The organism is Westiellopsis prolifica IICB1, assembly GCF_004323185.1.
GTDB lineage: Bacteria > Cyanobacteriota > Cyanobacteriia > Cyanobacteriales > Nostocaceae > Pelatocladus > Pelatocladus prolificus_A.
On the sequence record NZ_NAPS01000002.1, the window covers coordinates 1767604 to 1773877 of the forward strand.

5 protein-coding genes are annotated in these 6274 nt (G+C 41.8%); 3 read left to right on the plus strand and 2 right to left on the minus strand.

Annotated features, from left to right (window positions below):
* Window positions 1–52: 52 nt before the first annotated feature.
* Complete coding sequence (locus B4U84_RS21970; protein WP_131120557.1) at window positions 53–1003, minus strand: aldo/keto reductase; 951 nt, start codon at window positions 1001–1003, stop codon at window positions 53–55.
* 159 nt (window positions 1004–1162) lie between these two features.
* On the opposite strand from B4U84_RS21970, the gene B4U84_RS21975 reads away from it, so the two are divergent.
* Window positions 1163–2602: a BCD family MFS transporter gene (locus B4U84_RS21975; RefSeq protein ID WP_131120558.1), complete on the plus strand. Its 1440-nt coding sequence runs from the start codon at window positions 1163–1165 to the stop codon at window positions 2600–2602.
* Between the two features lie 267 nt (window positions 2603–2869).
* Window positions 2870–3676, plus strand: a complete 807-nt coding sequence (locus tag B4U84_RS21980; RefSeq protein ID WP_131120559.1) for an inositol monophosphatase family protein — start codon at window positions 2870–2872, stop codon at window positions 3674–3676.
* A 371-nt stretch (window positions 3677–4047) separates the two neighbouring features.
* On the opposite strand, the gene B4U84_RS21985 is transcribed toward B4U84_RS21980, so the two are convergent.
* On the minus strand, window positions 4048–5058 hold the full coding sequence (locus B4U84_RS21985; RefSeq protein WP_242677679.1) for a ChaN family lipoprotein: 1011 nt from the start codon (window positions 5056–5058) through the stop codon (window positions 4048–4050).
* A gap of 49 nt (window positions 5059–5107) precedes the next feature.
* Between B4U84_RS21985 and B4U84_RS21990 the strand changes: the two genes are divergently transcribed.
* Window positions 5108–6061: an MDR/zinc-dependent alcohol dehydrogenase-like family protein gene (locus B4U84_RS21990; protein WP_131120561.1), complete on the plus strand. Its 954-nt coding sequence runs from the start codon at window positions 5108–5110 to the stop codon at window positions 6059–6061.
* The last annotated feature ends 213 nt before the right edge of the window (window positions 6062–6274 follow it).

Below are 6274 nucleotides of genomic sequence, written 5' to 3' on the forward strand. Positions count from 1 at the left end.
TTGTCATTTGTAATAAATAAGGACAAAGAACAAGGGACAAATGACTGTTAATTCAATTGAGCCAAGGACGACTAACTTCTTCTAATTGGGCAATTTCATCGTCAGTTAATCTCCAGCCCAAAGCGCCTGCGTTGTCTTGTACCTGTTGCGCTGTTTTTGCCCCAGCAATAGGAATAACATTGCCTTGGGCAATCAACCAATTCAGGGATACTTGAGCAGGAGTGCGATGATATTTTTCCCCAAATTGGCGTAGCAAAGAGATGACTGGCTCAATTTTTTGTAAGCCTTCTTTGCTAAAGCGCGAGTCTAATTTTCTCGCACCACTGGGGGTAGTGCTTCCAGTAACGCTGTACTTACCAGTTAGTAACCCTTGCGCCAAAGGACTATAAGCTAAAATTGTGACGCCCAATTCACGAGCAGTGTTGAGAATACCATTGCTTTCAATTTGGCGAGTGAGTAAAGAGTAGCGCACTTGATTGACAGCTAAAGGCACGCCACGCCTAGCTAATATTTGGTGTGCTTCTCGCATTTGTTGAGCTGAGTAATTACTCACTCCTACTGCTGCAATTCTGCCCCGTTGCACTTCATCTGCAAGGGCGCTCATCAAAGTTTCTTGACTCATTAAAAAACTAAAAGGCCAATGTACTTGATAAAGCGCAACTTTTTGGACTTGCAGGCGCTTGAGACTTTCTGTTAAGGCATCAGCGACAGACTGTCCTGTAATGCGCCAGGGAAAAGGCCCGTATTTGGTTGCAATCTGTACTTTTTGGTCTGTTTTTTGCAGAAATTGCGCTAGTAATTCTTCTGAAAGCCCGAAACCGTAAACTTCTGCTGTGTCAAAAAAAGTGATACCTGCTTCTAAGGAAGCATTAAAGGCGGCTTGCAATTCCTCTGGTCCATATTCTTTGCCATAATTCCAAAACAAGCGATCGCCCCAAGCCCAAGTACCGATACACAGGGGTGTAACAACTGGCCCATTTTGCCCCAATGTGATGGTTTCCACTTTGACAAATCCTATTTACATTTTTTTACACTTTATTTAGTTTAACTTTACATTTCTCATCTCATTAACAGACGCGAGGAACATCGTGTCTCTAGCTAACTGATTACGGTTTATCTTGGATATTATGAAATAATTTTGCTGTTTTGATTGGGAGTGGTTATGGCAACTAGTGATGTGTCACCCAATTCTGAATCAAACGAGTCAGGAAAATCCACATCCATTCCCAAAGTGAAACTATGGACTATGTTTCGACTAGGCCTATTTCAGATGGCATTGGGCATCATGTCGATTCTGACTCTGGGAGTGCTAAATCGAGTCATGATTGAGGAGTTACGAGTACCAGCACTAATTGTAGCTGGGGCGATCGCCATGCATCAATTTGTGGCTCCGATTAGAGTGTGGTTTGGGCAAATGTCAGACACCAAGCCTTTACTCGGCTATCACCGTAGTGGTTATGTTTGGGTAGGTGCGGCTTTATTTGCGATCGTTTCATTTATAGCTGTGCAAGTTGTTTGGCAATTAGGCTTGAGCTTGCAATCAGGAAGTTGGACAACTCAATCTTCTGGTTGGGCGCTACTTCTAGCTTTGATTTTTGCCCTCTATGGAATTGCTATCAGTGCTAGTTCCACACCTTTTGCAGCGTTGTTAGTTGATGTTTCTGATGAAGACAACCGCTCAAAATTAGTGGGGGTTGTGTGGTCAATGCTGATGGTGGGTATTATTATTGGAGCAATTATCAGCAGTGGTTTACTCAGACAAATTGCCTTAGACGCACCTCTAGAGGTAGTCCAAACCCAAGTCAATCGCCTGTTTTTGATTGTCCCAGGTATTGCATTTGGACTTTGCCTATTAGGAACTATCGGTGTGGAAAAGAAATATTCCCGCTATACGATGCGTTCCACAGCAATTAACCGCGAAGATAAGATCACTTTAGGTATGGCAATACAGGTGTTAACTGCTAGCCGCCAAACAGCTATCTTTTTCACATTTTTGCTGTTGATGACACTCAGCTTGTTTATGCAGGATGCTGTTTTGGAACCCTATGGTGGTGAAGTCTTTAACATGACGATCGCCGAAACCACAAAACTCAATGCTTTCTTTGGTACAGGAACCCTAATTGGCTTGAGTGTAACGGGCTTTTTGATTGCTCCTCGTTTAGGTAAGAAAAATACAACTAAGCTCGGATGCATCGCTGTGGCAGTCTCCCTGATAATAATTCTCCTAGCCGGGACAACTGCTAATCCTAAATTCCTGCAATGGAGTTTAACCTTGTTTGGCTTTGCTTCTGGTGTGACTACAACTGGAGCGTTAAGCTTAATGCTGGATCTGACTGCTGCGGAAACTGCTGGTACATTCATTGGTGCTTGGGGGTTAGCGCAAGCAATGGCAAGAGCCTTAGCTACAGTTTCTGGTGGCGCAGTGCTAAACCTGGGTAAATCTTTACTGACAACACCACTATTAGCTTATGGATTGGTGTTTGCTACCCAGGCTGTAGTGATTTTATTAGCAGTTAGTTTATTAACTCGCGTGAATGTCACAGAATTTCAGCAGAATGCAAAACAAGCGATCGCATCTATCTTGGAAAGCGAATTAGATTAGCTTAGTGTCTTAGTGTCTTCGTGAGTCCACTTGCCGTCTTGGCGGTTCCCGTCACGTAGACGCGCCAGCGGCTTCTCGTAAGAGTAGGCAAGGTGGCGAACCCGAAGGGTGGTGAAAAAATAAATCTTAATTGAACCACTAAGACATCTTAGACGCGCAAGCGACTTCCGTAGGTAGACACCAAGTCGAATCGTAAATAATCAGCCAATTAAAGCAGGTTTTTACTCAGGTTGACAGAGATACCCTTAACCCTTGACCATTCATAAAATGACAGAACTTTGGACTACAGTTTTAGAGTTTGCTCAAATTACTACCGCTAGGGTAGGTAAGCAGTTAATGGAAGATTTTGGGCAAGTACAAGCTTCCCATAAAGCTGATGGATCTTTAGTAACTCGTGCCGATAAATGGGCTGATCAAGAATTGCGGAATGCGATCGCCTCTACATTTCCTGGTTATGGAATTTTGACGGAAGAGGGTGACAAGGTTTTCCCTGGCACAGAATGGTGTTGGGTTGTTGATCCTTTGGATGGCACGACTAATTTTACACGGGGTATTCCTATCTGGTCAATTTCACTAGGTTTATTGTATCAAGGTACGCCTGTTTTTGGTTATGTGTACGTGCCACCACTGAGAGAATCATTTCACGGCTTTTGGGAAGGTTCATCGGGGTTGGGCGCATCCACTGGGGCTTTTCGTAATTATCAGCCGATTAAAATTAGCGATGAAGTACCTAGTCAACATCACTTTTTTAACCTTTGTTCCCGTAGCACTTCGATAATTCAAAAAGATTTTCCCTGTAAAATTAGGATGTTGGGCGTTGCTAGCTACAATTTTCTGACAGTTGCTACAGGTGCTGTACTTGGTGGTATTGAAGCAACACCAAAGGTTTGGGATATTGCTGCGGCTTGGGTTATAGTTCAAGCGGCAGGTGGAAGTTGGATTTCACTCAAATCTGAACCTTTTCCTTTGTCTAGTGGAGTTGATTATAGCGATCGCTCTTTCCCCACTTTAGTTGTCAGTCGTCCAGAATTGGTGTCTACGTTTAAGCCATATCTCGAAAATTTAAAGATTTGAACGGTAACCAAAAAGAAACTAATTGATAGACACATCACAAGAAGACGAAAATTAAACTCCCAATATAAAACCACACTGTTGTAGCAGTGTGGTGAGTTTAGGATATAGCACTTTGAAGTTAGGAGATTTAATTCATAATCACCATTGAGTGGTGTTATTGTAGGCTACAAAGCCAAAGTTCAGCATTTCGGAAAAACACAAATATTTTTTGGGTCTGACATCTTGCACCAGTTGCAATTAGCCGTAAAATAAATTTTCGGCTCAAAGCTTAAACCCATTTAAATGGGTTAAAACCTGAGCCAGTTGGTTAAAAACCAACTTTAGCTTTCAGCCCAAATTTTAATTTCGGGCTAAAACGACACTTCAATCTATTATTTAAAAACAAAATCCGCGATCGCCACCTCATCTTTACTTGTGATTGCTTCTTGAGGAGGACTCAGTAAAACAGAACGCTGTATTAATTTCTGAGTCCCAAGACGACGTGCAACACGGCCAGGAATTCCGTAACCATATACAATATGTCCTTGTCCAGCTAACACCACCACTTGATAATCTGGATTTGCTTTGATAAATTTAGCGATTCCTTCTGCCATTGTTTCATCCCATAATACCTGTGCCAAAAAAAACCGTTCAGCACCAGAACTATTACCATGTCCTGCACTTTGATGCAGTTGAAAAGCTTGTAATGACAATTGGCGATACTTTGCGTTACTTGTATCAATTTCTGCAAAAGGCGGAATATACTTTTTCTCAGATACTGTAAGACTTTCTAATCCTTGACTGGCGACTTTGCGTGTAATTTCCGTTGGAGTATTTAAAGCTAAGACTGGTAGTTGTTTGTCTTTCGCAAACCGGAGAATCGGAGCATAATATTCCCAAGGAAAACCCCAGCGTGTTTCGTACTCGCTTTTCTCTAATAATTCTTGTTCAGTAAGTTTACCCGCTAAATATTGATCAACAACGCTTTGATAGGGACGCTGAAACATTTCCATGGCGATCGCAATTTTCGGATGACGCTGCTGGAGTTCCTGAATAATTTGCAGTTGATTTTGATGATCAACTGAACTGTCGTGAGTTTCCCCCAAATACACTATATTTGCTTGTGCTAGTTCCGATAACATCTTTGAGCGACTGTAAATAAAATTCTCTGGTTTCCCACAACTTTTATCCCAGTCAGGAAAGATCTTATCTAGATTACTCGGCGACGCAGTCATGACTAACTTCGGAGGACAAGAAGTTTTGATAGTTTCAGCACAAGCAGGTAAAGTCAAGATGCTCAGGTAAAAAGTCAAAGCACAAAAGTAAAAAAATAGTCTTCTCGTTTGGAAACTTTGCTGTTGATTTGTTAATATTTTCGCGTACGCCAGTAACTCGGTTTGCATAAATATTGTCATTTTCTTTATACAACGCTGAATAAATTTAGCTCTTAATATGAAAGGACTCTGGCTGGAAAATAAGCAACTCCAATTACGTACTAATATCCCCATTCCCGAACCGCCATTAGGGGAAGCATTAGTACGAGTTTTATCTGCTGGTATTTGTAACACTGATTTAGAACTCACCAGAGGTTATTACCCTTACACTGGCATTTTAGGTCATGAATTTGTTGGTGTTGTGGAACAAGGCCCAGAAAATTTGGTGAATCGTCGTGTGGTTGGCGAAATTAACGCTGTCTGTGGGAAGTGTCGCTTTTGTCGTAGCGGAAATTCAACTCATTGCGAAAATCGGACTGTGCTTGGTATTGTCAACCGCAATGGAGCTTTTGCAGAGTATCTTTGTTTACCTGTAGAAAATCTTCATCTTGTACCAGAAAGTGTTTCCACAGCAGTAGCGACATTTACTGAACCTGTAGCTGCGGCGTTGGAAATTCAGCAACAGATAGCATTGCATCCAGATGACCGGGTGTTAGTTGTTGGGGATGGTAAGCTAGGACAATTAGTAGCCCAAACTTTAGCTTTGACAGGCTGTGATCTTTTGGTAGTAGGGCGACATCGTGATAAGCTAGCTCATCTGGAGGCACGGAATATCAAAACAGGCTTTGCAGATGCGGTTACAGATAGGACTTTTGATATTTCTGTAGAGTGTACTGGTAATGCTGAAGGATTTGCGATCGCTCGCCGCGCTTTACGTCCTCGTGGTACTTTAGTACTCAAAAGTACCTATGCTGGTAATCTCAGTTTAGATGCTTCCTCTTTGGTAGTAGATGAAATTACTCTGATTGGTTCACGTTGCGGCCCTTTTTCACCTGCACTCAAACTATTAGCAGAAGGAAAAGTGGATGTACAACCTTTAATTCAAGCCCATTACCCACTTACGGAAGCAATAGCAGCTTTTGATCATGCTCAAACCAGAGGTGTGTTAAAAGTGTTGTTGGAAATTAGTTAAACAAAGGCTGCATTAACAATGTAAGTCGATGCATTAACAATGTAGGTCGATGCATTAACAATGTAAGTCGATGCATTAACAATGTAAGTCGATGCATTAACAATGTAGGTCGATACATTAATAATGTGAAAGCGCTAGTAGTGGTTTGTCAATTTTATTTTGACGGGTATGTGTCGATACATTAACAATGTAGGTCGATACATTAACAATGTA

Coding starts and splice junctions, on each gene's coding strand:
- B4U84_RS21975 (WP_131120558.1), top strand. CDS start 1,163: ATGGCAACTAGTGATGTGTCACCCAATTCTGAATCAAACGAGTCAGGA.
- B4U84_RS21980 (WP_131120559.1), top strand. CDS start 2,870: ATGACAGAACTTTGGACTACAGTTTTAGAGTTTGCTCAAATTACTACC.
- B4U84_RS21985 (WP_242677679.1), bottom strand. CDS start 5,058: ATGCAAACCGAGTTACTGGCGTACGCGAAAATATTAACAAATCAACAG.
- B4U84_RS21990 (WP_131120561.1), top strand. CDS start 5,108: ATGAAAGGACTCTGGCTGGAAAATAAGCAACTCCAATTACGTACTAAT.